This is a genomic window from Arthrobacter sp. JCM 19049, assembly GCF_001310435.1.
In genome coordinates this window covers 1-2,608 of record NZ_BAXF01000311.1, presented here as the reverse complement: position 1 = coordinate 2,608, position 2,608 = coordinate 1, and the positions used below count along the sequence as shown (strand labels likewise).

Sequence of the window (2,608 nt, the reverse complement as noted above, 5' to 3'; positions counted from 1 at the left end):
CCAGGATGCGCCCGTCGGCCTGCAGCGGGTGGGGGCGGCGGCCCTGCTCGAAGCGGCGGACCAGCACGTCGTCGTGGGCGTCCAGGTAGAACAGCCGGTAGCCCACTCCCCCGGCGGTCAGTGCGGAGAGCGCCTCACGGATTTCGGGGAACAGGTCCTTGGAGCGCACGTCCATGACCACCGCGAGCTTGGGCAGCCCGCCCTGGGAGCGGCTCATCAGTTCGGTGAGCATGCCCAGCATGGCGGGGGGAAGGTTCTCCACCACGTACCAACCGAGGTCCTCCAGGGCGTGGGCGACGGTGGTGCGCCCGGCTCCGGACATGCCGGTGACGATTACCAGTTCTGACTCGGGGGGCTTTACTGTCTCATACTCGACGGTCATACCTCAAGGCTAGTCGAGAATTTCGCCGGTCGTCATGTTGACGGCGCCGGATGACTGACCGTCCAAGGATTCTTTGATCGTTTGCGCCAGCTTTTCACCTACGCCCTTGACCTGTGTTAACTCCTCGATGCTGGCGGCGCGGATCTTCTTCATGGAACCGAAGTGCTTGCGCAGCGCGGCCTGCTTGGCTGCGCCCAGTCCGGGGATCTTGTCCAGCTCGGATTCGATCATCGACTTCGAGCGCTTCTGCCGGTGGAAGGTGATCGCGAAGCGGTGCGCCTCGTCGCGCAGGCGCTGCACCAGGTACAGGGCCGCCGAGGCGCGCGGCAGAATCACCGGGAACGGGTCATCGGGCAGCCACAGCTCCTCCAGGCGCTTGGCCAATCCCACCACCGGAATGTCATCGATCCCCAAATCGTCCAGGGCCCGCTGCGCGGCGGCCACCTGAGGTGGTCCGCCGTCAACGATCACCAGTGAGGGCGGGTAGGCGAACTTACGGGTTTCCGGCTCGCTGCCGTCGATCACCCCGCTGGTGAACTTCTTGGCGTCCACCTTGTCCTTCAGGTACCGGCTGAAGCGGCGGTGGATGAGTCGTACATGCTGGCGGTGTCATCGCGGGCCGCTTCCCCGGTGATGGCGAACTTGCGGTATTCGCTCTTCTTCGGCAGCCCGTCCTCGAACACCACCATGGAGGCGACCACGTTGGTGCCCTGCGTGTGGGAGGCGTCGTAGCATTCGATGCGCAGCAGCGCATCCTCGGTGCCCAGCGCCTCCTGCAGTTCCTGCAGCGCCGCCGAACGGGTGGAGATATCCCCGGCCCGCTTGGACTTGTGCAGCCGCAGCGCCTGTTCGGCGTTGTCCACCACGGTCTTGGCCAGCGCCGCCTTGTCCCCGCGGCGCGCCACGCGCAGCGAGACCCGCGACCCGCGCAGTTCGCTGAGCCAGGTGGTCAGGTCGTTGATGTCCTCGGGCAGTTCGGGAACCAGGATTTCGCGCGGGATCCGGTCCGGGTGGTCCGCGTACACCTGGGTAAGCAGGTGCTCAACGAATTCGGCCATCGTGGTGTCGGTGACCTTCTCCACCACCCAGCCGCGCTGGGAGCGGATGCGCCCGTCGCGCACGTGGAAGACCTGCACGGCGGCTTCCAGCTCATCCTCGTGCACCCCGAAGATGTCGGCCTCGGTGTTTTCGGCCAGCACCACCGCGTTGCGTTCAAACACCCGCTTCAGCGCGGCAATGTCGTCACGGTAGCGGGCGGCCTGCTCGTACTCCAGCTCGGCGACGGACTCGTTCATCTTCGTTTCCAGCTGGCGGACGAACTTGGTCGCCTCCCCGCCCATGAACGTGCACAGGTCATCGGCCAGCTGGCGGTGGTCCTCCACGCTGATCCGCCCGACGCAGGGGGCGGCGCACTTGTCGATGTACCCCAGCAGGCAGGGGCGCCCGGAGGCCTGGGCGCGGTTGAAGACCCCGGGTGAGCAGCTGCGTACCGGGAAGACGCGCAGCAGGGTGTCCAGGGTTTCGCGGATGGCCTTGGCCGGGTAGAACGGGCCGAAGTACTTCACGCCCTTGCGCTTGTCCCCGCGCATCACCAGGCGCGCGGGAACTTCTCGTTCATCGTCACCGCCAGGTAGGGGTAGGACTTGTCGTCCCGGAAAACGATGTTGAAGCGCGGGTTGTACTCCTTGATCCAGGTGTACTCCAGCTGCAGCGCCTCCAGTTCGGAGGCCACCACGGTCCATTCCACGCTGGCGGCGGTGAACACCATCGCATGGGTTTTCGGGGTCAGCCGGGCCGGGTTGACGAAGTAGGAGCCAACCGGTTGCGCAGCACCCGGGCCTTGCCCACATAGATGACCCGCCCGTGTTCGTCGCGGAAGCGGTACACCCCTGGGCGGGTGGGGATGTCCGAGGACTTGGGGCGGTAACTGGCCGGATCTGCCATGGCTACTTCGCGTCCGGGGGCAGCTGGTTGTAGGACTCCACCCGCTCCTGGCCGCTTAGTTCGGCGATCGCGTCCACGATCCGGTCGGTGGCCCGGCGCCGTTCGGGCAGCGGGTGCTTGCGCCCCATCTGCTCGAAGTACAACGGTTCACCGTAGTGGATGGAGAACTTGGTGGGGCGGATGCCCTTCTTGTCGGCCGGCTGCAGCTTTTCGGTGCCGATCAGCCCGACCGGGACCACCGGCGCACCGGTGGTCAACGCCAGCAGCCCACCCCCGGTGCGC

Annotated in this window: 2 protein-coding genes and 1 pseudogene; all 3 read right to left on the bottom strand. The window is 66.4% G+C overall.

Annotation, left to right across the window (positions count from 1 at the left end; genetic code table 11):
• The coding region (locus tag JCM19049_RS11420; RefSeq protein WP_279403054.1) for an RNase adapter RapZ at positions 1-382 on the bottom strand (382 nt) is incomplete at its 3' end.
• 9 nt (positions 383-391) lie between these two features.
• Positions 392-2,326, bottom strand: a pseudogene (gene uvrC, locus JCM19049_RS11415) (excinuclease ABC subunit UvrC).
• A gap of 2 nt (positions 2,327-2,328) precedes the next feature.
• On the bottom strand, positions 2,329-2,608 hold a 280-nt coding region (locus JCM19049_RS11410; protein ID WP_374700299.1), incomplete at its 5' end, for a lysophospholipid acyltransferase family protein.